Genomic DNA, 25,006 nt, shown 5'->3' on the forward strand with positions numbered 1-25,006 from the left:
TGGTGCCGGGGCAGGTGGAGTCCGTCCGGGTGGCGGATGACCGCGTCCGCGGCGTCGTTATGGCAGGCGGCCCGGAAGTTGCGCTGGAAGCCGTAGTGATGGGGCGCCAGTCGCTGTCGCTCACCGGTGCCGGAACTCGGGCTGGCGTTTCTCCGTGAACGCCGCCATGCCTTCCTTTTGGTCCTCGGTGGCGAAGAGGGAATGGAAAAGCCGGCGTTCGAACACGACGCCCTGGGCCAGACCGGTTTCGAAGGCGGCGTTGACGGCCTCCTTCGCCACCATGGCCACCGGTTTGGACTTGGACGCGATGACTTCGGCGGCCTTGACGGCCTCGTCCACCACGTCCTCGGCCGGAACCACGCGGGACACCAGCCCGCACCGGTCGGCTTCCTCCGCCCCAATGAACCGTCCGGTGAGGATCAGGTCCATCGCCTTTGCCTTGCCCACGGCACGGGTGAGCCGCTGGGACCCGCCCATGCCGGGCAGCACGCCCAGGTTTATTTCGGGCTGGCCGAATTTGGCGTTGTCACCGGCGATGATGAGGTCGCACATCATGGCCAGTTCGCAGCCGCCGCCCAGCGCAAAGCCGGACACCGCGGCAATGGTGGGGATGCGGAGCCGGGTGAAGTCCTCCCAGCCGCGGAACCAGTCCGCAGCGTACATGTCCATGTAGCCCTGGTCAGCCATCTCCTTGATGTCGGCTCCGGCGGCGAAAGCCTTGCTGGAACCGGTGATGACCACCGCTCCGACGGCCGGGTCGGCGTCCATGGCTCGGACAGCCTGCACGAGTTCTTCCATGGTGGAGTGGTTCAGGGCATTCAGGGCCTGCGGCCTGTTCAGCGTCACCAGCCCTACCCGGCCCCGCTGCTCCACGAGGATGTTTGTGTATTCCGTCATTCCGGGCTCCCGTCGTCCAGCGCAGCCGTGTGCGCGTCGCGTTCCACGCCGCCGGACTGGTTCCCCGACTTGTCCCGGATGTCCGTAATAATCCCGGAGAAGTCCCGGCCGGCGCCGCCTTCCGCGGCAAACGTATCGTAAATTTCCGCCGCGAGCGGACCCACCCGCGCTGCCACTCCCGTGCTGTTCAGTGCGTTGACGGCAAGTTTGAGGTCCTTGGCCATCAGGGCTCCGGCAAAACCCGGCTGGTAATCGCGGTTGGCCGGACTGGTGGGGACCGGCCCGGGGACCGGGCAGTTGGTGGTGAGCGCCCAGCACTGCCCGGACGCCGCCGACGCCACGTCAAAAAGTGCCTGGTGGCTCAGGCCCAGTTTCTCCCCCAGGACAAAGGCTTCGCTGACAGCGATCATGGAGGCGCCCAGGATCAGGTTGTTGCAGATTTTGGCGGCCTGGCCTGAGCCGTGGGCACCACAGTGCACCGCCCGTTTGCCCATCACTTCCAGCAGCGGCCGGACAACCTCGAAGTCTTCCGGATCGCCGCCCACCATAAACGTCAGTGTCCCGGCCTCGGCACCCACCACACCGCCGGAAACCGGCGCATCCACAGAGCGTTGGCCGGCGTCGGTGGCAAGCCTGGCTGCTTCACGCGCTTCATCAACGTTGATGGTGGAGCAGTCAAGGAACATCGTTCCCGGGGAAGCCCCCGCCAGCAGGCCGGGGCCTCCGTCCCCGCCCGTGTAAGCGTCGAGCACGTGCCGGCCGCTGGGGAACATGGTCAGGACCACGTTGGCCCCCGCGGCTGCTTCCGCGGCGCTGGCCGCCACGGGGACGCCGTGCGCCCGGGCAGCGTCAAGTGCCGCGGGCACTACGTCGAATCCGGCCACGGTGTATCCGGCCTTCACAAGGTTCACCGCCATCGGCCCGCCCATGTGGCCAAGGCCCAGGAACGCGATGGTGTAGTCCTCAGGCATGGTCCGTCTCCTTTAGTCCAAGGTCCAGTTCCCTGCTGCCCAGCGGTTCGAAAAAGCGCTCCACCTGATCCGGCAGCACCTGGGAGAGGGTTGGCGGGCGCCAGCGGGGTGTCCGGTCCTTGTCCACCACCTGCGCGCGGATCCCCTCGCGGAAATCGGGCGCCGCCAGGAACCGCAGTCCCACCCGGTACTCCTGCGCCAGGGCTTCGTCCAGGGTCATGCCCCTAACCCGGCGCAGCGATGCCAGCGTGACCTTCACGGCGGTGGGAGATTTTGCCTCGATGGTATCGGCGGCCAGGGCAGCTTCGGCACCACCTTCGCCATCAACGGTCCGGAGCCGCCGGACGATCTCCTCGGCGTCGTCGGAGGCGTAGCAACGGTCCATCCACTGCCGCTGCTGGGCAAGGGCTGAGGGCGGCGCCTCCTGGCTGTAACGGACGACGGCGTCTTCCGCGGTTTCGCTTTCCAGTGCGGCCACCAGGTCGGCAAGGTTCGTGGACGGGACGTAGTGGTCCGCGAGACCGAGGTGTAACGCATCGGACGCGGCCAGGTGCCCACCCGTCAGCGCCGCATGGGTTCCTGCCTCCCCCGGCGAGCGGGACAACAGCAGGGTCCCGCCCACGTCCGGAGCAAAACCGATGGTGGTTTCCGGCATGCCCATCCGCGTCCGCTCGGTCACCACCCGCACAGAGCCATGGGCGGAGATCCCCACACCCCCGCCCAGCACCAGGCCGTCCATCAACGCCACGTAGGGCTTGGGGTAACGGGCGATCAGCGAGTTCAGCCGGTACTCCGTCTGCCAGAAGTCGGCGGTTTGCCCTCCGCCGGCGAGCATGTCCTCGTAGATGGCCACAATGTCGCCACCCGCGCACAGTCCCCGCTCGCCGGCCCCGCGCACCACAACCGTGGCAACGCCGTCGTCCGCCGCCCATGCCGTGAGCTGGTCCAGGAGTGCGCGCACCATCCCGGCGGTCAGAGCGTTCACGGCGCGAGGCCGGTTGAGGGTCACCAGTCCCGACTGCCCGCGGCGCTCGAACAGTACCTCGGGGCTGGTGTCCGTACCGGCTGCGCCGCTGTCCGTCATCAACTTCCTTCCGGCATCACGAAGCTGGCCCCGTGCCGTATTCCTGACGGCCACCGCGTAGTGACAGTCTTGGTCTTGGTGTAGAACCGGAAGGCGTCCGCCCCGTGCTGGTTCAGGTCGCCAAACCCTGACGCCTTCCAGCCGCCGAACGTGTAATAAGCCAAGGGCACCGGGATGGGGACGTTGATTCCCACCATCCCCACGTCCACCCGGGTGGCAAAATCACGGGCTGCATCGCCGTCACGGGTAAAGATGGCAACGCCGTTGCCGTACTCGTTCCTGCTGCAGAGCTGGAGGGCTTCATCGTAATCGGCCGCCCGCACCACACTGAGGACGGGGCCGAAGATCTCCTGCCGGTAGATGGCCATCTCCGGCGTCACGTGGTCGAACAGCGTGGGTCCCACCCAGAAGCCGTCCTCATAGCCGTCCACTGTGCAGCCCCGGCCATCCGCCAGGAGTGTGGCGCCCGCCTCCACCCCTGCCTGGATGCAGCCCTCGATCCGTTCCTTGGCAGCGGCGGTGACCACCGGCCCAAAGTCTGTGCCCTGGTCCAGGCTGTGGCCCACCGTGAGTGACCGGACCCGCTCCTGGAGCCTGGCCACCAGCCGGTCCGCCGTCTCCTGTCCCACCGGGACGGCCACGGAAACGGCCATGCAGCGCTCACCCGCGGAGCCGTACCCGGCGCCGATGAGCGCATCCGCGGCCTGGTCCAGGTCCGCGTCCGGCATCACCACCATGTGGTTCTTGGCACCGCCAAAGCACTGCGCCCGTTTTCCGTGGGCAGCAGCCGTGGCGTAGATGTACTGGGCAATCGGGGTGGAGCCCACAAACCCGATGGCCCTGACCGCGGGGTCCTCCAGGAGGGCGTCTACGGCTTCCTTGTCCCCATTGACCACGTTGAAGATCCCGTCCGGGACGCCCGCCTCGGAGTACAGTTCCGCCAGGCGGAGCGGCACTGACGGGTCCCGCTCGGAGGGCTTCAGGATGAACGCGTTGCCCGCAGCCAGTGCCGGGCCTGACTTCCACAACGGGATCATGGCGGGGAAGTTGAACGGCGTAATCCCGGCCACCACACCCAGTGGCTGGCGCAGCGAGTGGATATCTATGCCGGGTCCGGCGTCGGTGGAAAACTCGCCCTTGAGCAGGTGCGGCGCGCCGGCAGCGAACTCCACCACTTCCAGGCCCCGCTGGATATCTCCCCGGGAATCGGCCAGGGTCTTGCCATGTTCGGAGGACAGCAGCCGCGCCAACCTGTCCATGTCGCTATTAACCAGGTCCACGAACCGGAGGAGGATTCTGCCTCGGCGCTGAGGGTTCATGGCTGCCCATTCCTCCTGCGCCTTCGCAGCAGCAGCAACGGCGTTGTGCACTTCGTCGCGGCTTGCCAGCGGTACCCTCGACTGGACGGTACCCGTGCAGGGATCAAAGACGTCGCCGAAACGGCCGGACATTCCAGACGTGTGTTGGCCGCCGACGTAATGGGATAGTTCGCGCAGCATGAGCGGACGCTCCTTCGCATGTGACCCGGCTCATTTCTGATTGCGAATATACCCGCAACGTCGGACCAAACTCCATGGCACCGTTTCGGCTGCACCGCCCGCGTCCGCAACTCCGGCGGTCACGGTAAGTTAGGAACTGTGAAGATTGCTACCTGGAATGTGAATTCGCTCCGTGCCCGTGCCGACCGTGTGGAAGCCTGGCTTCAGCGCAGCGACTGCGACGTGCTGGCCATCCAGGAAACCAAGTGCAAGGATGACAACTTTCCCTGGGAGCTCTTTGAACGGATGGGCTACGAGGTGGCCCACTTCGGCGTCAACCAGTGGAACGGCGTAGCCATCGCCTCCCGGGTGGGGCTCGAGGACGTGGAGCGCACTTTCCTGGACCAGCCCTCGTTCGGCAAGGCCGGCAAGGACCCGGTGCAGGAGGCACGCGCCATAGGCGCCACGTGCGCCGGCATCCGGATCTGGAGCCTCTATGTTCCCAACGGCCGTTCGCTGGACGATGAACACATGCCGTACAAGCTCAAGTGGCTCGAAAGCTTGAAAACGCACGCCCAGGAACTGGTGACCCGGGATCCCCAAGCCCAGGTGGCGCTGATGGGTGACTGGAATATCGCGCCCTTTGATGAGGATGTGTGGGACATCGACCTCTTCATCAACAACCGCTCCACCCACGTCAGCCCGCCCGAGCGCGCAGCGTTCCACGCCTTCGAATCCGTCGGTTTCAGCGATGTGGTGCGGCCCTACACCCCCGGCCCGGGCGTCTACACCTACTGGGACTACACACAGCTGCGCTTCCCCAAGAAGGAAGGCATGCGGATCGACTTCGTGCTGGCCTCCCCCGCCCTGGCCGCACGCGTCACCGGCGCATCGATCGACCGCGAGGAGCGCAAGGGCAAGGGCGCCTCGGACCACGCCCCCGTGCTGGTGGAACTGGCTGACTGATGGCAGAATCCTGGACCCATTCAAGGAGACCGTGATGACGGGCAACCTCTACCGGGGCCAGGCCGGCCTGCCGTTCTCGTCAACCCTGCGCGTCTACGAACCGCTGGATGCCTTCCCGGAGGAGCAGCGCGCCGCGATCAAGGCAGCAGGAGCCCGCTCCGCCTCGCGTGCCGCCGTCGAAAACGCTGAACTGCTGGCCTCGCTGGGACGCATCACCCGGTCCGGCGGCGACCCCTTCCCCACCGGCCGCACCGACCTGGTGCGCGTCACCACCGCGCCGGCGGCGGCTGGAGGTTCGGACGACGACGGTGCTGACGCCGAGCCTGTGCTGCTGTACTGCCCCAGCCAGCTGGTTTTGCGTGCCGGCCTGGCTGCCAACGCACTGATGGAGGGCATTCATGGCCCCCTTGCGGAGCTGCTGATCCCGGAAGAGCAACGGGACAAGCACCAGGAGCGGATCGACCAGGTGAAAGCCCGCAACGGGTCTGTCCGCGTGCACACGCGCGCGTCCACCTGGGGCATCCCCTTCAGCTGGTTTTCGTTGTTTATGGAGTCGGACCACAAGGACGTGGTGGAGGCCGCGGGCCGGATTCTCACAGTGCGGGTGTGGACCCCCATCACCGAAGCCCTGGAGCGGGCCCGGTATGCTGTGGCCAACCTGGCGCTTGCGGCCCCGGACCTGGACATGCTCGATGACCTGGCCCAGCTCACGGAATGGCTGGAAACGTTCCACGTGGAGTCGATGGTGGAACTGGATTACGGGGCGGTGGCGGACAAGGTGTACCCGGACGATTCGCCGATGGACATCCGCCTTGGCATCGAATGCCTGGCAGAGGGAGATATGACCGGGGCTGCGGCGGCCTACCGCCGCCTGGCCTCCCGCTGGATCCCCATCCGGCAACTGGCCCGCGCATCCTGAAGCTGCGGGACACTGGACCTGAGCGCTAGGCCCGGGGCGGCGCCGTCGTCCTTCTGACAATCAGTTCGTGGGGCGCGACGGCGGAATGCACCGCTCCGGTCTCCCCGTCCAGCTCGTCAAGGAGCATCTTGGTGGCCATCTCCGCCTGCTCGTCGGGCCGCTGGCCCACCGTGGTCAGGCCCATCGCATCAGCGAAATCGTGGTTGTCGATGCCCACCACGGAAAGTTCCTCAGGCACGCGGACGCCCAGGCGCAACGCTTCAAAGATGACACCCATGGCCATCTCGTCCGAGGCACAGAACACGGCCGTGGGCTTTTCGCCCGGCTTGCCCCAGAGTCTGCGGAAGGCCTCCTGTCCGCTGCGGACCGTAAAATCCCCCCATTCGTCCCATTCGGGGCGGGTGTGGAGCCCGGCGGCCGTCATAACGTCTTTGAAAGCCAGGATCCGGACGCGGGGAACATCGAAGTTCAGGTCCGTTTCGTCGTCGCCATGCACCAGCGCTATGTTGCGGTGGCCAAGGTCGATCAGGTGCCGGACGGCGGTGGAGGCCGCGGCGTAGTCGTCGATGCCGATGTAGGCGCACTCTTCCACGTGGCCGCCCACCACTACCAGTGGGATGTCGATCTTCTGGAGGTGGTCGAGTTCCTCGTGGGACAGCGCCATACACAGGACCAGCAGGGCGTCGATCTGCTTGTAGACCATGGTCTTGCTGAAGAGCCGTTCCCGGTTGCTGCCGTGGCCGCCCAGGTTGAACAGCGAAAGATTGTAGTTCCGGGCGTGGAGTTCCCGGTCTGCGCCTTCGATGGCTTTGGAGAAGAACCAGCGGCTGACGAACGGGGCGAGCACACCGATGGTCCTGGTTCTTCCCGTTGCCAAACCGGAGGCGGAGCTGGAGGCTACGTAGCCCAGGTTTCCGGCTACCGCCAGGATCTTTTCCCGGGTGGCCGGCGATACCCGGGGCAAGCCCCGGACGGCCCGGGAAACTGTGGCAGTTGAGACTCCCGCCGCCGCTGCCACGTCTTCGATGCTGACACCGCTGTGACCGCCCCGTTGGGACCTTTCACTTGTGCGAGCCACGGTGCCCCCTCAATACTTCCTGCAGGCCTCCGCCATGCTTGGTGCGATGCCCCCACGCCATAGTATTTTGGGCGCCCGGGTATATCGCAGTGTTACCTGTGCGCCGGCTGGCCGACGCCGGCTGATCAGCCGGGTGCGCTACCTTCGTTCCGGCAGCTTCCGGCGCAGCCGCACCGTCCCATAAATTGCGAGCAGGCAGGCCAGCAGGCCCAATGCCCAGCCCAGTGCCGGCTGCGCCGTCACTTCCATCCATACCGTGACAACGAGCAGGACCAGCGCCCAAAAACCGAGGAATCCGATGATGATGTCGAAATCCTGCCCGGACCGCACCCGCCGGCGGTCGTTTCCCGCCCCCGTGGAGCGGGGGCGGGAAGGGCCGTTGGTCACTTGACCGCACCTGCCGTCAGGCCGGCGACGATCTTGCGCTGGAAGACCAGTACCAGGATCACCAAGGGAATGGTGACAATAGTGCCGGCTGCCATGATGGCGGTGTACGGGATCTGGTTGGGCTGGGCGCCCGCGAAGCTGGCAATGGCAACCGTGACTGGCTTGGTTGCCTCGTTCGACAGCTGGCTGGCGATCAGGAACTCATTCCAGGAGGAGATGAACGCCAGGATGGCCGTAGTGAAAATAGCCGGTGCGGCGAGCGGCATGATCACCTTCCGGAACGCCTGCCCCTGCGTGCAGCCGTCCACCCGTGCTGATTCCTCCAGTTCCCACGGCATCTCGCGGAAGAAGGACGTCAGGGTGTAGACGGTGAGCGGCAGGACGAAGGAGATGTTGGGAATGATCAGGGCCTGGTAGGTGCCCATCCAGCCGATGTTGGTGAACAGTTGGAACAGCGGGGTGATCAGGGCAACGCCGGGGAACATGGAGGCTCCGAGGATGAAGCCCAGCACCAGGTACTTGAACCGGAAGTTCAAGCGTGCCAGTGCGTACGCTGCGAAGACGCCGATCACCAGCGAGATCACCGTGACAGTCACACCAATGATGATGCTGTTGATCAGCGCTTGGCCGAACTTGTTGCCGAACGAGGTATCGAAGGCAGTGATGAAGTTGTCCAGCGTCACATGCGTGGGCCAAGGCGTCGTGTCGTACGTGAAGCCCACCTCGCGGAACGCCGTCACCACCATCCAGTAGGCCGGTGCCAGGCACCAGATCAGGATGACGGCGGCACTGATGTACGTGCGGACGCTGGCCCACTTTTCGCGGTTCTGGGCAGTCTTGCGTGCGGCACCCTGCTGGGGCCGCGCTACCGAGGGAGCACTTGCCGTGGTCATTTCTTCCCCTTACCGGTTGCGCCGCTTTGTTCCACAACGTTCGCCCCAAGGAACCGGACGAAGATGAACGCCACCAGGAAGATGATGATGAACGTGATGGTGGACAAAGCCGCCGCAGAGTTGAACCCTTGCCTGACTTGGTTGATCACCAGGATGGACAGCGTGGTGGTGTTATTGGCCCCGCCGGTGAGGATGTACGGCAGGTCGAACATACGCAATGCATCCAGGGTGCGGAACAGGATTGCCACCATCAGGGCGGGCTTGACCAGCGGCAGCGTAATCAGCCGGAACCGCTGCCACGCGCTTGCTCCATCAACTTTGGACGCCTCGTAGACTTCAGCCGGAATCATTTGCAGGCCCGCCAGGATCAGCAAAGCCATAAACGGCGTGGTCTTCCAGGTGTCGGCAATGATCACGGCCCACTTGGCGGGCCACTCGCTGCCCGTCCACAGTATGGAGACACTGAACAGCTTGTTGATGATGCCGTTGAAATCGAACATGAAGAGCCACAACTGGGCGGTGACCGCAGTGGGGATGGCCCAAGGGACCAGGACGGCAGCACGGACCAGGGCGCGGCCCTTGAAGGTGCGCGCCATGATCATGGCCATCCAGAAACCAAGCACTGTTTCAAAGGCCACCGTGATGACAGTGAACAGGAAGGTTGTTCCGGTGGCAGTCCAGAACTGGCCGCCCAGGGTGCCTGGCGGGCAGGCGACGGTGCCGCCGCCCGGGGCAGCACACTGCTGCCCCAGCCAGTTGACGTAGTTCTGGATACCGGCCGGCCCGCCGGCCGTAAACAGCCCGGTGGCCGGATCCAGTCCCGCGTCCTTCTGGAACGACATAACGATGGCGCTGATGATCGGGTAAACGATCACCACTGCCAGGGCCAGGATGGTGGGGGCCAACAGCCAGGACGCCCACTTGCCCTGGCTCAGGATCGCGTTGTCTTCACCCACACCCTTGGGTGCGTGGTGTACATCGGGCGTGCCCGACGCCGGCTTGACCGGCGTCGGGCCCAATTCGGTTGCCATGGCTAAACTACGATCCTGCGCCAGCGGACTCGATGGACTTCTGCATGTCGCTCAGCGCCTGCTTGGCAGGCTTCTCACCCTTGAGTGCCGCGTAGGCGTTCTCCTGGATGGCCTGGGTGACTGCGGGGTAGAACGGCGTTACCGGACGCGGCACAGCGTTCTCGATGGACGTCTTCAGGACCGGCAGGTACGGCAGCTTGGCCACCAGTTCCTTGTCCTCATACAGGTCACCAAGCACCGGAGCCAGCGAGCCCTGGGTTGCGAAGAACTTCTGCTGCTCGTCCGCGATCAGGAACTTCACGAAGTCCAGTGCTGTGGCCTTGTGGTCGGAGTAGACGCTGACAGCCGCGCTGTGGCCGCCCAGTGACGAAGCACCCGGACCGTCCTTGCCGGGAAGGGCAGCCATGCCCAGGACATCCTTGACCTTCGAGGAGCCCTCAGTAGTAGCCAGGTTGTAGACGTACGGCCAGTTGCGCAGGAACAGGAGCTTGCCGTCCTGGAATGCGCGGCGGCTTTCCTCTTCCTGGTAGGTGATCGCCTCGGCCGGAATGTTGCCGTCCTTGAAGGCTTCGACCAGGTTGTTCAGGCCTTCCTCTGCCTCGGCAGTGTTCAGGTTCGGCTTGCCCTCATCATTCAGGACGGAACCGCCGGCCGAGTTGATGGCCTCCGAGGCGTTGACGGTGAGGCCTTCGTACTGCTTGAACTGGCCGGAGTAGCAACCAATGTTGTTCTGCTTGGCGATGGAGCACATGTCCATCATTTCGTCCCAGGTCTTGGGAGCCTCAGGGACCAGGTCCTTGCGGTAGTAGAGTATGCCGCCGTCTGAGGAGACCGGAGCCGCGTAGAGATTGCCCTTGTAGGAACCGGCCTCAACCGTGGGCTCAAGCATCCCCTTGGTGTCGACTGCCATCTTGTCCTTGAGCGGTTGCAGCCAGCCCTTTGCTGCGAATTCTGCAGTCCAGACGACGTCGACGCTGGCTACGTCGTAGTCCGCGTTCTTGGCCTGGAAGTTCTGGACCAGATCATCGTGCTGCTGGTCGGCCTGGTCGGTCTGTTCCTTGAACGTGACCTTTTCATCAGGGTGGGCGGCATTCCACTTTTCGATCAGCGGACGTACAACGTTGCTGTTGTCCTTGCCCTGGACGTAGGTGATGGGTCCCCGGCTGTCGAGATTTGCTTCGGCGTCGCTGCCGCCGCCCCCGGTCCCGCCGCCACCACCACCGCCACAGGCGGTCATGGACAGGGCCAGGATACCGGCAGTTGCAGCCGGAAGTAGGAATCTACGGGTTTTCATTAGCTTGAAGCTCCTCGCTGAGTGACAAGTAAGTCGACAGTGCGCTTGCTAGGTGAGGTTGATGTGGTGACGCTCACACTAGTAAGGTAGCTGGGTGTAATGCAAGCGTTTACATCAAAAAGTTATCTGAGAGGAACCAAATGTCCAACCCGGACGTTCCCGATCGGCAAGCGGGAGCCCAATGGTGGGCGGACGCGGTGGTCTACCAGATTTATCCCCGCTCCTTCGCGGACGGCAACGGCGACGGCATGGGGGATCTTCGTGGCGTCGCCGCGCGCCTGCCCTATCTGCAGCAGTTGGGCGTGGATGCCCTGTGGCTCTCACCTTTCTACAAATCTCCCCAGGCGGACGCCGGATATGACGTGGCAGACTACCGCCAGGTGGACCCCCTGTTCGGTTCGTTGGACGATTTCGATGCCATGTTGCAGGAAGCTCACCAGCGGGGCCTGAAGGTCATCGTTGATCTGGTTCCCAACCACACCTCCGATGAGCATGTGTGGTTCCAGGAGGCCTTGGCGGCGCTGCCGGGCTCCCCGGAGCGGGACCGTTACATCTTCCGTCCCGGAAAGGACGAGGTCCCCGGATCCGGCGACGGCAACCGGGCACCCAACAACTGGAAGTCCATCTTCGGCGGAGCTGCGTGGACCCGGGTTACCGGGGCGGACGGGTCCGCCGGCGAGTGGTACCTCCACCTTTTCGACACCAAGCAGCCGGACTTGAACTGGGACAACGCGGAGGTGCAGGAGGAGATGCGCTCGGTGCTCCGCTTCTGGCTGGACCGCGGCGCGGACGGTTTCCGGGTGGACGTTGCCCATGGCCTGGTCAAGGAAGCGGGCCTGCCCGACTGGGAGGGTGTGGCCGCCATGGTTGAGGGCACGCCGGAAGTACGGCGGGAACCATCCCCTCCCGGCGACGCACCCGGCGCCCATACCGACGCCGAGGAACCGCACCGCGCCGTCTCGCCTGTTTATCCGCCCTCGCCGTTCTTCGACCAGGACGGTGTCCACGATATTTACCGTGACTGGCACCAGGTGCTGGCGGAGTACGACGGCGACCGGATGATGGTTGCCGAGGCATGGGTGGAGCCTGCCGAACGGCTGGCCCGGTACACCCGGGCCGACGAGATGCAGCAGGCTTTCAACTTCGACTTCCTGCTGGCCGGCTGGGACGCCGAGCGCATGGCGGAGGCTATAGAAGCCTCGCTGGAGGCGGCCGCCTCCGTGGGCGCCCCCTGCACCTGGGTGCTGAGCAACCACGACACCGTCCGCCACACAACACGGTTCGGACTCAAGGACCCCACCACATTTCCGAAAGGCATCGCCGCAGGCGACGAGCAGCCGGACCGCGCATTAGGGCTGGCGCGCGCCCGTGCAGCCACCTTGATCTCCCTGGCCCTGCCGGGTTCCGCATACCTGTACCAGGGTGAGGAGCTGGGGCTGCCTGAGCACACCACGCTGCCGGCCGAGGCGCGGCAGGATCCTACGTTCCACAGGACAAAGGGAGCAGAGACCGGGCGTGACGGCTGCAGGGTTCCACTGCCCTGGAAGCAGGACGCTCCAGGTTACGGTTTTGCGCTGACGGGCGGTACAGCAGCGAGTCCCTGGCTTCCGCAGCCGGACAGCTTCGGTCCGCTCGCGGCAGACCAGCAGGATGGCGTGGAAGGTTCCACCCTGGAGCTTTACCGGGCCGCCCTCGCCTTCCGGTCCGCCCGGCAACTGGGCAGGGGCTCCCTCTCCTGGGCTGAGGTCCATTCCCCGGAGAGCGGCTTGCTGGCCTTCCACAACGGGGAGGTCCTGGTCCTGGGCAACCTGGGTTTTGCCTCCGCACCCGTACCCGAGGGATACTCGGTGATTCTTTCGAGCGGCCCTGAGCCCGCCGCGGATTGGAGCGGGATGGACGAGGTGCCGGTGGATTGCACCGTTTACCTCACCAAGGACTGACGCCACTGCTGGTCAGCGGACGCGCTCTGCCCTGCCGAAGCGCGTCCGTGCACCGGCTCCGATGTGCACCAGCACCGGAATCCTCGTCCCCACCGCTGCTTCCAGCGCCGCCACCAGGGTGCACACCTCGTCAGCGAGCAAGTGCGGCGCCACCCCTTGGCGCGGCAGCAGGCGGACCTTCAGGGCAGGGGACCCTTTGACGTCGTAAGTGATCACTGCGGCCCCGGCCAGATCCGGACGGTTGGCCAAAGCGTGCTTGAGGGCCTGCTCCGCCACTCCTCCGCCGATCCGGATGTCACCGGGGACTTCACCGGGATCATATTCCATCGCCAGGAGATTGGCGCGGCCTTTCCCTTGCTGCGCTACCCAGGCCACCATGAGCCCGATCAGCACCAGCAGGGCCAGCGCCACCAGGATCCACAGCCAACTCTCGGACCGTCCCGGAAACCTCGTGGCGCTGAAGGCCTGGTTGATGCTGTCCCAGACCCCGCGGGACCAGGAATGCCACCAGGCAGCGATGGCGGGCACGGAAGCCAGCAGCATCAGCAGGACACCCACGGCCAGGAGTTTCAGCCCCAGGATTGTTATCAGGATCCGGTTCAGGAGAGTAGGGGTGCTGTTCATGCGCCGATTACTCCGGACGGGGCCACCCTTACCTGCACCTCAGGCGAGGGTTCGAGCGCCATGGCAGCGAGTTCGCTTTCAACGGCTTCGAGAACAGCCTCACGTTCCACGGGCACCCCGGATGTTGGCCGGACATTCACCACTGCCTGGCGCTGTGAGACAACCACCATGACCTGTTCGGGCGTCACGTTGGCGGCAAGACGGGCGCGGCGCGCCAGCGACGAAGCGATGACTTCGTCGTCCACCACCACGGCGGGGCTTCCCGCTTTTCGGCCGCCGGCCAGAAGGTGCCGGGCACGCCGTCCCGGCAGGATGCCGTTCAGGAGAAAAACGAGGCCGACCATGGCCAGCACGGCTCCGATGGCACCCAGCAGCAGCGGCGAAATTCCCGCGGGCAGCGCCACGAGGCGTTCCGCGGCCACTTGGGGCTCGATCAACCAAGCCGGCTGGCCGAGGGCGTGCACGCCCGCCTCGAGGAGCCCGTAAGCGGCGAAGACAATCACCAGGACGGCTGCGGCGGTGGCAACCACTGCACGGGTGGAATGGGTTTCACGCCGCAGGATCCGGCCCATGTCCGGCGTCTGGTCCTCCCGGTTCCGGCTCATCGAACCCGTCCCCCTTCGCTGATCCTTGCTCCGCTGATCCTGATGTCCACCCGGCTCAACTGTGCCCCGCTGAGCTCCGCCACGGTTGCCAGGATGTGCGCCTTCGCACGAACAGTACGCTCCCGGATGGAACCGCCGGCAGCGTCCACCCGCGAGGGGTCGACGGCCACCGCGTTCAGCGGCGGGATGCTGATAGGTGTGACGAGGGACAGAGCCAGCATGCCGTCGTCGTCCGCCCAATCAGCCCGGACGTTCTCCGCCTCCACCCCCAGGAACTGGGCGGCAGCGGCCTTCGCGAGACTGGTCAGCGCCTGGGTGCTGATGCGGTTGTGGCCGCTGAACTCCTGCGCCCGGACCAGCGGGGCGGCGGGGCTCATGAGGACGAGCGCCGGCCGATGATGGCGTCCAGGACGCCGCGGAGGTCCAGTTTTCCTTCCGCGGCGCGGCCCAGGAGTGCCCCGATGGCCATGAACAGCAGGGAAATGAGGAAGCCCCACAAACCGAACTGGAGGGACATAAAGGCTACGAAAGCGCCCATGGCAATTCCGGCGACGGTCAGGTTCACAGCAGCGCCTCCCGCTGGGCGGGGCCTGATGCTGTGGGCTTCACGGGAGCAGGGACGTAGACGTCCGTGATTTCGACGTTGACCTCGATCACCTGCAGCCCCACCAGCTCCTCAACTGCCCGGTAGACGGCGGCGCGGACCTCGTTGGCCAGCGAATGCAGTGGCGTTCCATAGCTGGCCACCAGGCTGATGTCCACGGCCACCTGCGTTTCGCCCACTTCAGCGTGGACACCGGCGGCATGTTCTGAACTTCCCACGGCGTCGCGGATGGCTCCCAGCGCACGTGACGGGCCGGAGCCCAGCGAGTAAACGCCGGGGACGGAACGGGCGGCGATTCCTGCCACCTTGGCCACCGCGGTTTCTGAGATCACCGTGCGGCCAATGCCGGGTACCGGAGCCGGCACCGGGGCCGGGGCCGGTACAGCGTGGCTGCCCTGGCCGGGTTGTGGTTTCTGGTATTCCATCAGGCACTCCCCCTTCTGTTGATCCCAACCCTATCCCCTGGCTGGGTGTTAACGGCAGCAGGCAGGAACGCCCGCACTGCGGGGCGTTCCTGCCTGTGGTGCTACTGCATGTGGTGATACTGCGTGCCCTGCAACAGTCCGTGCCGCCTGCTGCTCAGCTCGGGCTAGCTACTTGTAGAGCCCTTCGCCGCCAACCTTGACGTTGGTGGGCAGGTAACCGAACGGGCCCAGCCCGTTCTGGCCGAAGCTGCGGTCAACCTGGGTCACGCCGTTCTTGAAGTTGATCTTGACGGTCGGGGACAGGGATCCGCCGCGGACACCGTTGACGTTGTCAATGAACGACTGCACCAGGCCGTTGGGCTGCACGTAGTGCGAGTAGGCCTGGAACTGGCGGCCGTTCTGCTGCCCGGAGATGGAGCCGCTCGGGTTGTTGGCCGGCAGGTTGAGGTCCGTCGGGGAACCCAGGGCCAGGCCGCTGTTGTTGACGGGCTGGTAGTCGGAACGGACGCCGTCGCCCACAAAGCCGTAGACGCCGTCGGGACCGCGCATGCCGGCCGCGTACGTGAACTGGTGGCTGATGGTGTACAGGTAGTACTTGTTCTTGCCGTTTTCGTTCTGGATGAAGATCTGCGGGCGCTCAGTCTGGTCGTTCACGCAGTTGGCGGAGAGGATAGGCGGCAGGAAGGACCATTTGGTCAGGTCCTTGTTGTCAGCCACCGCGAGGCCCACGTTGGCGGTCTGGTAGTACGCGCCGGTGTTCTGGACCTCGTTGACGTTCTCTGCGTGCGGGTCGCCGGCCTGGTAACCCAGGTCCTCGCTGGTGCACTCGTATTCCCCGCGGTTGCCGCCGGTGTTGCCCTCGAAGACCATAAAGGTCTTGCCCGGGTGGGCGGGATCAGCGAACGTGTAGGGGTCGCGGAAAGCGAAGCCCGGGTTCTGCGCCTTGGTCTGGTACATCTTTCCGTCCGGCTCCAGCAGCTTGGTGTGCTCGAAGCCGTCGAAGGTTACGCCGTTCTGGTCGGCGTGGATGTTGCCCAGGGCCTTGGCGATCGCGGCGTCCGGGGCGATGCCGCCGCCGCCTGCGTTGCGCTCTGCCACGTCATGGAAGGTGGTGGCGGTGTAGAACACGTTCACGTGGTTGCCCTGCATCAGGCGGGTGGAACCGGACCATTCGGTGTTGCCGATGGAGGTGTTGTCCAGGAACAGGTGTCCGCCGTAGTTCCACTTGTCCTTGGCCGGGTCGGCGTTGGTCTTGCGGAAGAAGTAGCCAATGCGGGCGTTCCAGTGCCGCTGGTCAAAGCCGTAGCCGGCGTGCCGGTCGGCGACGAGGGAGAAGATGACGTCCCAGCCCTTGTAGCTGATCTGGTTGGCGTTCTCGTCCGTCAGGGACCAAGTGTCCCAGACCCAGACGTCGTCATTCATGGTGGGGAAATCCTCGGGGATTTCCGGCATGGTGACATCCGGGCTCATGGAGTTTTGGCCGGGTGCAACGCTGGGGTCGCTCTGCGCAATGATCTGCTTGGCATCAGCGCGGGTCCACTTGGACGTGAAGTCCGACGCCGGGTCGAAAGCCTCCTGCGTGTGTTCCGTGGGGAGCGCGAAGCCAGGGGTGGGGGCAGGCAGCTGCTGGCTGACCGGCGGATCAGCCGGTTCGTTGGCCTGCGCGGAGGGAACGGCCAGGAAGGCCGAGGCCGCTACGGCCGTCGCCAGTGCTGCGGCGGCAGGACGCCACCGCAGCAACCGGAAGGTTTGGGGGTGCTTGTGCATATTTTGCTCTTCTCGCGGAGTTGAAACTGTTCGTGGAAGACGGGCTGGTGCCCTGATCCTTCGAACTCCGGCGGCCCCAACAACACGGCAGGCGTCATGGGGGACGCCGTTGTATCGAGGGGAACGGGGTTGGGTAGTCCCCGTAGAAGTGGCCCAGGAGCGTGGTGCTTTCCTGGCCCGCCCTCCACGCTGACAGTCTTCCGGCGGCATTTCAAACCATGTTTCACAGCCGCCTTCGCGGGAGGAACTGCAATTGCGCAAGCGCTTACATCATCAAAGGCGCGCGCGTGCCACAACGGTTTGGCCTGCGTCAAATGTTTCATAGGTCAGTCAAATTTTTCTTGCTGACGGCCAGGCCGGAGAGATACGTCACTGCCGCTGATGTGGCCTGCGGCACTGCGGCGGGAGCGCATGCTGCAGCGGAACCCAGCTGCCATCCTGCAGATCGCAGAACTCCGGGAAACACCCTCCTACGGACAATTCACTCCGGAACGCCAGGGTGCGCTGTCCGGAGGAGGGTGTTAAGTCCTAAGGAGGGAACCAGGTTGGGGGAACCTGGGGGCCGCTAACCCGGAACCAGCGACCGCCGGCGGACCCTCGGAAGAAACAGCGTTAAAGAAGAAAAGCACCAGTTCCGAAGAACTGATGCTTCCCAGTGGTGGCTCCGACCGGCGTCGATCCGGTGACCTTTCGATTTTCAGTCGAACGCTCTACCAACTGAGCTACAGAGCCTAGGTGACTAGTCACCATGAGAGCCGGAATTGCTTCCAACAATCAGAGCGACCCTGACGGGACTTGAACCCGCGACCTCCGCCGTGACAGGGCGGCGCGCTAACCAACTGCGCTACAGGGCCTTGCGTTTCTTGCTTTCGCAGTATCTCTACCGCTTTTTTCAAGGCTTACAGCCTACCAGACTTTTTTAGCCTGCCTGACCAGTTCCTTGCGTACCCCCAACGGGATTCGAACCCGTGCCGCCGCCGTGAAAGGGCGGTGTCCTAGGCCGCTAGACGATGGGGGCCAGAACCCGTTCGGAACAAAATAAAAGGCGTAAAGCTTGGCTTTGCGTCTTTGTCCTTTGCGTTCTCCGAACCGGACTCAACAACTATAGGGCCTTGGTAGGAATTATCCAAAATTGACCAATCCAAGCCCAAAGACGGGCTGGAACAGGTGAAGATGGACTGATGGACGCCGTTGCAGCACTCAATGAGATTGCCTTCTGGCTGGAGCGCGGGCGCGCTGCCACCTTCAAGGTGCAGGCCTTCCGGAAAGCCGCGGCGGTGATCGCCCCGCTTGGGCCGGAAGAAGTGGCGGCCCGGGTCCGGAACGGCCGGCTGAAATCCATGAAAGGCATCGGGGACCGGACCTACCAGGTCATCCGGGACGCGGTGGAGGGCCAGGTCCCGGGCTACCTCGCCGATCTCCGGGAGAAGGGTGCCCAGCCGCTGGCTTCGGGCGGCTCCGCCCTCCGGGACGCGCTGCGGGGGGACCTCCACAGCCACAGTGAATGGTCCGACGGCGGATCCCCCATCGAGCTGATGGTGGCGGCTGCCGGGGTGCTGGGGCGGGAATACCTCGCGTTGACTGACCACTCCCCCAACCTCACCATCGCCAACGGACTCTCGGCGGAACGGCTCCTCCAGCAATTGGACGTGGTGGATGCCATCAACTCCGGAACCCACCCGAGCAGCGACGGACAGCCGGACCACAAAATACAACTGCTGACCGGCATTGAAGTGGACATCCTTGAGTCCGGTGAACTGGACCAGGATCCGGAGCTGCTGGACCGGCTGGACATCGTGGTCGCGAGCGTCCACTCCAAACTTCGGGCCGATTCGAAAACCATGACGCGGCGCATGCTGGGCGGCATCCAGGATCCGCACACAAACGTGCTGGGCCACTGCACCGGCCGCCTGGTGGAGGGATCGCGGGGGACGCGGCCGCCGTCGGACTTCGATGCCAAGGAGGTGTTCGCCGCCTGCGCCGAACACAACGTGGCCGTTGAGATCAACTCCCGGCCCGAGCGCCAGGACCCGCCGGATGCGCTGATCCAGCTCGCGCTGGACGCTGGGTGCCTGTTTTCGATCGACAGTGATGCCCACGCGCCCGGCCAGCTCGATTTCCTGCAGTATGGGGCTGAGCGGGCCGAGCGGAACGGTGTGCCCGTTGAGCGGATCATTACCACCTGGCCGGTGGAGCAGTTGCTGGAGTGGGCGGGAGCGAGCTAGCTTCTACTTGGCCGCGTCCGCGAGTTTTTGCCGGAACTCGGCCTCGGTTGTGAGGGTCAGCTTTTCCCCGTTGAGGAAGAAGGTGGGCGTCCCGTTCACACCCAAAGCCTCGCCGTCCGCGATGTCGGCCAGGATCCGCTCCTCCGTCGCCGGATCTGCTAAGACGGCGTCGAACCGGGGCAGGTCCAGCCCCAACTCCCCGGCGTAGGTGCGGAACAGCGGCGCCTGTGACTGCTGGCTGCCGGCCCACTGGGACTGGGTTTCAAACAATTTGTTGGCCATCTGCTGGTACTGCCCCTGCTGGGCAGCAGCCTCGGCCGCCAAGGCAGCCTGGCCGGAATTCGGGTGGGCTGACAGCGGGAAGTACCGGTGGACAAACGTGATCCTGTCCCCGAACTCGGCCTGAAACTCCGCCAAGACGGGGTGGACGGAGCCGCAGGACGGGCATTCGAAATCCAGGAATTCCACCAGCTGCGCTTTCTCCACAGCCGGACTGGTCAGGCGGTGGCTGTCGGCCCGGACGAGTTGTTCGGCCCCTGCGGCAGGCGGCGCTGCTTGCCGGGATGGCCCGAGAGTCAACACGGCGTACCAGGCCGCACCGCCCACCAGCACGGCTGCAAGGAACACCCAGATGATTCTCCGGATCAGGCGTGCGGTATCACGGGGAGCAGCAAGGTTTGAGACCATAACCCGCATCCTAGCCATCAGCAGAACAGGCCTTGAAACGGCCTGATTCAGCCGTGGCCGGTGTTTGGCAGGAACTTGGTTAGACGTGGCCGATTTCCGCCAGCCTGCGGTCCACCCGCCCGGCTAGATTGGCAGCATGGCATCAACCTCCCCCGTCAGCACAAGCGTTCCCCCCACCCGTTCCTCCCGGATAAGGACCCTCGGTGTCGCGGCCATGGCCACTACCGTGGTGCTGTGGGCATCTGCCTTTGTGGGCATCCGGGCCATAGGCCCGCACTTTTCCCCCGGCCCGCTGACGCTGGGCCGGCTGGCGATTGCCGCCGTCGTACTGTCCCTGTTGGTCCTGCCGCAGCTCCTGAGGAGCCGGCTCCTGCCCAAAGGACGCGAGTGGTGGCCCATCCTCGCCTACGGTGCCATGTGGTTCGGTGGCTACAACGTGGCGCTGAACGCTGCAGAACACGTGCTGGACGCCGGCACCAGCGCCCTGCTCATCAACGTGAACCCCATCCTGGTTGCCATCATGGCCGGCCTCGTCCTCAAGGAAGGCTTCCCGCGCTGGCTCATCATCGGGAGCCTGGTTGCCTTCGCCGGCGTGGCGCTGATCGCCGTGGCCTCCGGGGGGCCGTCTCAATCCGGGGAAAGTGCGACGGCGGATCTGGCGGGTGTGCTGCTATGCCTCCTTGCCGCCGTGCTCGCCGCAGTCAGCGTCATCATCCAGAAGCCTGTCCTGCGCAAATTTCCTGCCGCCCAGGCCACGTGGTTCGGGATCCTGGTAGGGGCGGTGTGCTGCCTGCCGTTCACGGGCCAACTGGTGGCGGAGGTACAGGAAGCGCCTCCACAGGCGACATTGGGCCTGGTTTATCTGGGAGTCTTTCCCACGGCGATTGCCTTCACCACCTGGGCGTACGCGCTCTCGCTGATCGAGGCCGGCAAGCTCGCCGCCACCACCTACCTGGTTCCCGGGACCACCATCCTGATCTCCTGGGTGCTCCTGGGCGAGGTCCCCGCCGCGCTGGGACTGGTGGGCGGCCTGGTCTGCCTGGTGGGGGTGGGCCTTACCCGGCGCAGGAGCCGGCCGGGTGGGCGCGCGGAAGAAGCACGGCAAGCCGCAGGAGCCGGGACCAAGCCGACTGCTTCTTAGCTAGAGTCGGAGTATGCCAGCCAGCCAGCCGCCGGGTCTGCCCATCATTCCCGAAGGCCCCAGCGAGCCCTTGGGTGCCCACGGGCTTGTCCACCGCTCCCCGCCGGATACATTCAGGCCGGATACATTCAGCATGTCCGCCGACGAGTTCGAGGCCGCAGTCCAGGACGCATTGGACAGCATCCCCGAAAAACTGGCCCAAGCCATGGACAACGTGGCCGTCTTCATCGAGGACGACTATGTGCCGCGGGCCGGGGAGGACCCTGACACCGTCCTGCTGGGACTCTACGAGGGCGTGCCGCTGACCGAACGGGACTCGTGGTGGGACGCCGGCTCACTGCCGGACCGCATCACGATTTTCCGCGAACCCATCCTTGAAATCTGCGGATCACGGGAGGACGTCATCCATGAAGTGGCAGTCACCGTGGTCCACGAAATTGCCCACCACTTCGGCATAGACGACCACCGGCTACACGAGCTCGGCTGGGGCTAGCCTTGTAGGCATGGGACACAACCACAGCCACACCCACGGCGTCACCGCAACCGGCCGGCACCGCAATCGGCTGCTGGCCGTCCTGGCCATCACCCTGGCCGTGGTCCTGGTCCAAGTGGTGGGTGCCGCCCTCTCGGGGTCGTTGTCCCTGCTGGCTGATGCCGGGCATATGCTGTCGGACGCGGCCGGGGTGACCATTGCGCTGCTGGCTGCCTGGATTGCCGGCCAACCCGCCAGTGACCAACGGACCTACGGGTACCAGCGGGCTGAAGTCCTCGCCGCCCTGGCCAACGCCTTGATCCTGATCGTGATCTCCGTGGTCATCTTCACCGAAGCCATCCGGCGGATCGGGGCGGCGCCGGAGGTGCAAACGGACATCATGCTTTTTGCCGCCATTTTGGGTGCTGCCGCGAACCTGGTGTCGCTCCTGATCCTCCGGGGCGGGCACAAGGACAGCCTCAACGTCCGCGGGGCCTACCTCGAGGTCCTGGGCGATCTCCTGGGCTCCTTTGCCGTGATAGCCGCCGCGGTGGTGATCATGGTCACCGGGTTCCAGGCCGCGGATACAATCGCCTCGGTGCTGATAGCCCTGCTGATCCTGCCGCGGGCGTGGAGCCTGCTGCGCGATGTTGTTGACGTGCTGCTGGAAGCCAGTCCCAAGGGCGTGGAAGTGCAGATGATCCGCGAACACATCCTGTCCGTGGAAGGCGTCTCGGACGTGCACGACATCCATATCTGGACCATCACCTCGGGTGTCCCCGTCTTTTCGGCGCACGTGGTGGTGGAGGACGGCGTCCTCACCGCCCGTGGTGCCGACCAGTTGCTGGACAAGTTGGTCACCTGCCTGGGCTCGCATTTCGATACCGACCACTGCACCTTTCAGCTGGAGCCGGCAACACACTCCGAACACGAAGCTCATCAGCACGCCTGACCGGCGTATCTGCTGGAGTCTGGCCATTCTTCGGACGGATTCCCTTTCGACGCCCAGGTACGGGCCGAGGACTTCCTCCTGCGACACGCCGCCCCGAATCCCCCGCTCGCTCACCGCTTGTTATTACTGTTACTGAGGTGACTGCTGTTGCCAAAGTACAGTGGCGTCACGTAGCCTCGGACTGCTGGGGAGCAGGCCAGGGGCATCGCCCTGCCACGGTCAGGACCTCCCGGCACTACCGTTTCGAGGTTTCTGCAGATGGTTTTGACTGGATCCGGGCGCAAGGCTGCCGTGCTGGGCGCCGCCGTCGTACTGATGTCAGCGCTGGCAGCGCCTGTGGTGGCTGTTGCGGCACCGCAGCGGCCGTCTATTGCCGTTCCCGCGGCTCCTGCCGCTCCGGCAATACCATCCCCGGAGGACATTGCCGCAGCAAAAGCCAGCGAAGCCGCCACAGCAGACCAGGTGGGCAGGATAGAACGGATCCTGGACGCCGCGGCCGGCGCCCAGCAGGCCGCCTTCGCGGTGTCGATGCAGGCCAACAACGCCTACAGCGAAGCGCTGGTGGAACTGGAGCAGCGTTCCTCAGCCGCGGCTGTCGCCTCCGCGAAGGCCGCATCCGCCCGTGAACAGCAGGACAAGGCCCGGCAACAAGTGGGACACCTCGCCGGTGACCTCTACCGCAACGGCGGGCTGAACCCTTCACTGGGTACTTTCGTGAGCGGCGACGGCGAAACCCTGCAGCAGGCCGCCACGCTCCAGGCCATTTCTGCAAGCCGGAGCCGCACCTTTGCGGCCGCGGATGCCGCCGCACAGGCATCGACGTCACTGACAGCTACCGCGGAGGATGCCACGCGAGCGGCCGACGACGCGGCCCGGACGGCCCAAACCCGCAAGGCCCAGGCCGAGGAAGCAAACGCGGCACAGACTAAAGCCGTGGCGGATGCCAAGGCACAGCGCACCGTTTTGGTGGACCAGCTGGCCGAGCTCCGGAACACTACGGTGGAACTCGAATCGGCCCGCGTGGATGCGCTGGACCGGCAAGGCGAGGAGGCCCGGCTGGCGGCCGCCTTCGCCGCTGCGGCACAACGGGCGGCCCAGGAACAGCCGGCCGCCCCGGGGAACCTTCCTGCCGCAGCAGCTCCGGCTCCGGCTCCAGCTCCCGCTCCGGCGGCAGCTGCTCAGGCGCCCGCACAGGCCGCCCCCGCGCCGGCACCCGCCCCAGCGCCGGCACCCGCCCCCGCACCTGCCCCTGCCCCTGCCCCTGCCCCTGCCCCAGCAGTTCCCGCACCGGCGCCCGCTGTTCCTGCTCCTGCACCTGCTCCCGCGCCGGCACCCGCGCCCGCGCCGCCGTCAGGGAGCGGGACCTATGAGGCTGCCATCTCGGTTGCCCTCAGCAAGGTGGGCGCTCCCTACTACTACCAATACGGCGGCACCGGCCCCTACGGCTTCGACTGCTCCGGACTGGTGCAAAACGCCTTCGCTGCCGCTGGAAAGTACCTCCCGCGAACCGCCGCCCAACAGTACGCTGCCGCTCCCGTCCACGTTCCCATCTCGCAGGCACGGCGCGGCGACCTGCTGGTGTGGGGCTCGCCGTCGAACTTCTACCACGTGGCTATCTACCTCGGTAACGGCCAGGTGGTCCAGGCGCTCAACCCCCAGGAGGGCATAGCCGTGACCCCGCTCAGCGCGATGGCGGGAATGGAACTCTATTCCTACGCGGCCCGCTACTGATCGCGTAGGGGCCCGGGATCAGCTGAGGACGTCCTTGGTGGCGAACCGCCCATAGGCGAGCGCACAAAACACACCCACATAGCCAGCTTGGAGCCAGGCATTGTCCGCGAACGAGTCCCACAGCACCGGTTGGCGGAGCAGGTCCCCGAAACCCAACCAGTAGTGGCTGAAGAGCCACGGATGCAGCCACTCCAGCTGTGGCAACTGGTCCAGGACCTGGGACACCACTGAGACCACCACTGTGGCAGCCATGGCGCCCACGGGGACCACGGTGAGCGTGGAAAGGAACAGCCCCACCGCTGAGAGTCCAGCCAGGGAAACGGCCAGGTAGGCGGCGATCAGCAGGATCCGGAGGGCGGCTTCCGGTGGCTCGATCACGTTTCCGGACAACAGCGTCACAGGGCCCACGGGGAAAAGAGCCGCTCCGATCGCAGCACCCGCCAGTCCAACGGTGAGGGGCGCGGCAAGGCAGAAGGCCAGCGCCGCCGCGTACTTCACCAGGAGCAAGCGCACCCTGCCCGTCGGTGCGACCAGCAGGTACCTAAGAGTTCCCAGATTGGCCTCGCCTGCGATGGTGTCCCCTGCCACCACGCCTACCGTGAGCGGCAGGAACAAGGGAACGGACACCAGCATCGCGGTAAAGGCGACGAACAGGCCGTTCTGGCTGATGCGGTCCAGGAATGCCGGACCCCGCCCGGCAGGAACCGCCGACGAGATCCTCACGGCCACCGCAATCAGCACCGGGATCGCAGCGAGCGCCAGCAGCAGGGCCCAGGTGCGCCGGCGCCCGAACAGCACCCGGAGTTCGGACCACAGGAGGGAGAGCCCGGGCCCG

At 65.4% G+C, this 25,006-nt stretch carries 25 protein-coding genes and 3 tRNA genes; 8 read left to right on the forward strand and 20 right to left on the reverse strand.

The genetic code is table 11. The features are described from left to right. Positions 1-120: 120 nt before the first annotated feature. Genes AC5RVY_RS06655 through AC5RVY_RS06670 form a run of 4 tightly spaced genes read right to left on the reverse strand, consistent with a single transcriptional unit; the run spans position 121 to position 4,451 of the window. Positions 121-897 (reverse strand): enoyl-CoA hydratase, encoded by a 777-nt coding sequence (locus tag AC5RVY_RS06655; RefSeq protein WP_493953921.1) that lies wholly within the window; start codon positions 895-897, stop codon positions 121-123. After that, positions 894-1,868 carry a 3-hydroxyisobutyrate dehydrogenase gene (gene mmsB / locus AC5RVY_RS06660; protein WP_493953922.1) on the reverse strand — a complete coding sequence of 325 codons (975 nt, stop codon included), beginning with the start codon at positions 1,866-1,868 and terminating at the stop codon, positions 894-896. The genes AC5RVY_RS06655 and mmsB overlap by 4 nt, the downstream gene beginning before the upstream one ends. Next, the gene (locus AC5RVY_RS06665) at positions 1,861-2,952 is read right to left on the reverse strand and encodes an enoyl-CoA hydratase/isomerase family protein (RefSeq protein ID WP_493953923.1); all 1,092 of its coding nucleotides are present in this window, start codon (positions 2,950-2,952) and stop codon (positions 1,861-1,863) included. The genes mmsB and AC5RVY_RS06665 overlap by 8 nt, the downstream gene beginning before the upstream one ends. Beyond that, a complete protein-coding gene (locus AC5RVY_RS06670) occupies positions 2,952-4,451 on the reverse strand; it encodes a CoA-acylating methylmalonate-semialdehyde dehydrogenase (RefSeq protein WP_493953924.1) in 1,500 nt (499 codons plus the stop codon). Before AC5RVY_RS06670 ends, AC5RVY_RS06665 begins: the two co-directional genes overlap by 1 nt. 138 nt (positions 4,452-4,589) lie before the next feature. On the opposite strand from AC5RVY_RS06670, the gene AC5RVY_RS06675 reads away from it, so the two are divergent. Both AC5RVY_RS06675 and AC5RVY_RS06680 read left to right on the forward strand, forming a co-directional pair. Further along, on the forward strand, positions 4,590-5,396 hold the full coding sequence (locus tag AC5RVY_RS06675) for an exodeoxyribonuclease III (protein ID WP_493953925.1): 807 nt from the start codon (positions 4,590-4,592) through the stop codon (positions 5,394-5,396). Between the two features lie 34 nt (positions 5,397-5,430). Next, a complete protein-coding gene (locus AC5RVY_RS06680) occupies positions 5,431-6,315 on the forward strand; it encodes a DUF8083 family protein (RefSeq protein ID WP_493953926.1) in 885 nt (294 codons plus the stop codon). Between the two features lie 25 nt (positions 6,316-6,340). On the opposite strand, the gene AC5RVY_RS06685 is transcribed toward AC5RVY_RS06680, so the two are convergent. The 5 genes from AC5RVY_RS06685 to AC5RVY_RS06705 form a co-directional block, all read right to left on the reverse strand. Then, a complete protein-coding gene (locus tag AC5RVY_RS06685; RefSeq protein WP_493953927.1) occupies positions 6,341-7,393 on the reverse strand; it encodes a LacI family DNA-binding transcriptional regulator in 1,053 nt (350 codons plus the stop codon). Between the two features lie 138 nt (positions 7,394-7,531). After that, positions 7,532-7,780, reverse strand: a complete 249-nt coding sequence (locus AC5RVY_RS06690) for a hypothetical protein (RefSeq protein ID WP_493953928.1) — start codon at positions 7,778-7,780, stop codon at positions 7,532-7,534. After that, on the reverse strand, positions 7,777-8,673 hold the full coding sequence (locus AC5RVY_RS06695) for a carbohydrate ABC transporter permease (RefSeq protein WP_493953929.1): 897 nt from the start codon (positions 8,671-8,673) through the stop codon (positions 7,777-7,779). The genes AC5RVY_RS06690 and AC5RVY_RS06695 overlap by 4 nt, the downstream gene beginning before the upstream one ends. After that, positions 8,670-9,704: a carbohydrate ABC transporter permease gene (locus tag AC5RVY_RS06700; RefSeq protein WP_493953930.1), complete on the reverse strand. Its 1,035-nt coding sequence runs from the start codon at positions 9,702-9,704 to the stop codon at positions 8,670-8,672. Before AC5RVY_RS06700 ends, AC5RVY_RS06695 begins: the two co-directional genes overlap by 4 nt. A gap of 7 nt (positions 9,705-9,711) precedes the next feature. Further along, positions 9,712-10,998, reverse strand: coding sequence for an ABC transporter substrate-binding protein (locus AC5RVY_RS06705; protein ID WP_493953931.1), 1,287 nt, complete (start codon positions 10,996-10,998; stop codon positions 9,712-9,714). Between the two features lie 140 nt (positions 10,999-11,138). On the opposite strand from AC5RVY_RS06705, the gene AC5RVY_RS06710 reads away from it, so the two are divergent. Then, the gene (locus AC5RVY_RS06710; protein WP_493953932.1) at positions 11,139-12,938 is read left to right on the forward strand and encodes a glycoside hydrolase family 13 protein; all 1,800 of its coding nucleotides are present in this window, start codon (positions 11,139-11,141) and stop codon (positions 12,936-12,938) included. A 12-nt stretch (positions 12,939-12,950) separates the two neighbouring features. On the opposite strand, the gene AC5RVY_RS06715 is transcribed toward AC5RVY_RS06710, so the two are convergent. The 9 genes from AC5RVY_RS06715 to AC5RVY_RS06755 all read right to left on the reverse strand — a co-directional run bounded on the left by AC5RVY_RS06715 (position 12,951) and on the right by AC5RVY_RS06755 (position 17,981). After that, entirely contained in the window at positions 12,951-13,562 is a 612-nt protein-coding gene (locus AC5RVY_RS06715; protein ID WP_493953933.1) for a hypothetical protein, read from the reverse strand. Then, a complete protein-coding gene (locus AC5RVY_RS06720) occupies positions 13,559-14,167 on the reverse strand; it encodes a hypothetical protein (protein ID WP_493953934.1) in 609 nt (202 codons plus the stop codon). Before AC5RVY_RS06720 ends, AC5RVY_RS06715 begins: the two co-directional genes overlap by 4 nt. Further along, positions 14,164-14,544: a hypothetical protein gene (locus AC5RVY_RS06725; protein ID WP_493953935.1), complete on the reverse strand. Its 381-nt coding sequence runs from the start codon at positions 14,542-14,544 to the stop codon at positions 14,164-14,166. Before AC5RVY_RS06725 ends, AC5RVY_RS06720 begins: the two co-directional genes overlap by 4 nt. Continuing rightward, positions 14,541-14,732 carry a hypothetical protein gene (locus tag AC5RVY_RS06730; protein WP_050056533.1) on the reverse strand — a complete coding sequence of 64 codons (192 nt, stop codon included), beginning with the start codon at positions 14,730-14,732 and terminating at the stop codon, positions 14,541-14,543. The genes AC5RVY_RS06725 and AC5RVY_RS06730 overlap by 4 nt, the downstream gene beginning before the upstream one ends. Continuing rightward, positions 14,729-15,196: an Asp23/Gls24 family envelope stress response protein gene (locus AC5RVY_RS06735; RefSeq protein WP_493953936.1), complete on the reverse strand. Its 468-nt coding sequence runs from the start codon at positions 15,194-15,196 to the stop codon at positions 14,729-14,731. Before AC5RVY_RS06735 ends, AC5RVY_RS06730 begins: the two co-directional genes overlap by 4 nt. A 168-nt stretch (positions 15,197-15,364) precedes the next feature. After that, positions 15,365-16,963 (reverse strand): glycoside hydrolase family 68 protein, encoded by a 1,599-nt coding sequence (locus tag AC5RVY_RS06740; RefSeq protein ID WP_493953937.1) that lies wholly within the window; start codon positions 16,961-16,963, stop codon positions 15,365-15,367. 656 nt (positions 16,964-17,619) lie between these two features. Continuing rightward, positions 17,620-17,695, reverse strand: a tRNA-Phe gene (locus AC5RVY_RS06745). 48 nt (positions 17,696-17,743) lie between these two features. After that, positions 17,744-17,817 (reverse strand) — tRNA-Asp (locus tag AC5RVY_RS06750). 91 nt (positions 17,818-17,908) lie between these two features. Further along, positions 17,909-17,981, reverse strand: a tRNA-Glu gene (locus AC5RVY_RS06755). A gap of 163 nt (positions 17,982-18,144) precedes the next feature. Here AC5RVY_RS06755 and AC5RVY_RS06760 point away from each other — a divergent pair. Further along, the gene (locus AC5RVY_RS06760; protein WP_493953938.1) at positions 18,145-19,188 is read left to right on the forward strand and encodes a PHP domain-containing protein; all 1,044 of its coding nucleotides are present in this window, start codon (positions 18,145-18,147) and stop codon (positions 19,186-19,188) included. Between the two features lie 3 nt (positions 19,189-19,191). Here AC5RVY_RS06760 and AC5RVY_RS06765 read toward each other — a convergent pair whose 3' ends face one another. Further along, positions 19,192-19,875 (reverse strand): DsbA family protein, encoded by a 684-nt coding sequence (locus AC5RVY_RS06765; RefSeq protein WP_493953939.1) that lies wholly within the window; start codon positions 19,873-19,875, stop codon positions 19,192-19,194. Positions 19,876-20,011: 136 nt separating this feature from the next. Here AC5RVY_RS06765 and AC5RVY_RS06770 point away from each other — a divergent pair, with 136 nt between their 5' ends. The 4 genes from AC5RVY_RS06770 (at position 20,012) to AC5RVY_RS06785 (ending at position 24,171) form a co-directional block, all read left to right on the forward strand. After that, positions 20,012-21,016, forward strand: coding sequence for a DMT family transporter (locus AC5RVY_RS06770; RefSeq protein ID WP_493953940.1), 1,005 nt, complete (start codon positions 20,012-20,014; stop codon positions 21,014-21,016). A 13-nt stretch (positions 21,017-21,029) separates the two neighbouring features. After that, on the forward strand, positions 21,030-21,509 hold the full coding sequence (locus AC5RVY_RS06775) for a metallopeptidase family protein (protein ID WP_493953941.1): 480 nt from the start codon (positions 21,030-21,032) through the stop codon (positions 21,507-21,509). 10 nt (positions 21,510-21,519) lie between these two features. Further along, complete coding sequence (locus AC5RVY_RS06780) at positions 21,520-22,440, forward strand: cation diffusion facilitator family transporter (protein ID WP_493953942.1); 921 nt, start codon at positions 21,520-21,522, stop codon at positions 22,438-22,440. Positions 22,441-22,698: 258 nt separating this feature from the next. Continuing rightward, positions 22,699-24,171, forward strand: coding sequence for a C40 family peptidase (locus tag AC5RVY_RS06785; RefSeq protein WP_493953943.1), 1,473 nt, complete (start codon positions 22,699-22,701; stop codon positions 24,169-24,171). Between the two features lie 18 nt (positions 24,172-24,189). Here AC5RVY_RS06785 and AC5RVY_RS06790 read toward each other — a convergent pair whose 3' ends face one another. Next, complete coding sequence (locus AC5RVY_RS06790) at positions 24,190-24,987, reverse strand: ABC transporter permease (RefSeq protein WP_493954265.1); 798 nt, start codon at positions 24,985-24,987, stop codon at positions 24,190-24,192. Positions 24,988-25,006: the final 19 nt, after the last annotated feature.

Source organism: Arthrobacter sp. Ha26 (assembly GCF_059091705.1).